1 pseudogene is annotated in these 402 nt (G+C 60.7%); it reads right to left on the bottom strand.

The features are described from left to right. Positions 1-402, bottom strand: a pseudogene (locus tag HBA26_RS22705) (RHS domain-containing protein); the annotation flags it as partial.

Genomic DNA, 402 nt, shown 5'->3' with positions numbered 1-402 from the left:
AACAGATTGTAGTGCAGCCCTGTCTCACGGTCCAGGTATTGCCCCTGCATGCGCAGGTTCTGAGAATATCCTGATACTTGCGTCTCGCTTTCCCGCAGCAGCTTACCCCAGGCGCTGTTGACCCCTTCCCAGCGCACCTGCCCTTCGATATCCGTCATCCGCTCCGGCGTGCCGTTGGGCTGGCAGTGGAACCAGAATATTTCCGGGGCATCAACGCCGTCAATACGCGCCAGCGGATCGTAGCTGTCCTGATCGCTGTAGACGTAGGTCAGCGGCACGTCCCCGTGCACTTCCTGCAGCAGGCGGAACCCTTCCCAGACAAACTGGCTTGCCGGTTGGCTGACCGCCCAGCATCTGCTGGTGCGTTTTGCTGATGCGCCGACCGAGCGGATCGTAGCGGAA

The sequence above is a fragment of the Enterobacter sp. 725m/11 genome (assembly GCF_011683705.1).
GTDB lineage: Bacteria > Pseudomonadota > Gammaproteobacteria > Enterobacterales > Enterobacteriaceae > Enterobacter > Enterobacter bugandensis.
This window is presented reverse-complemented; position numbering and strand designations above follow the sequence as displayed.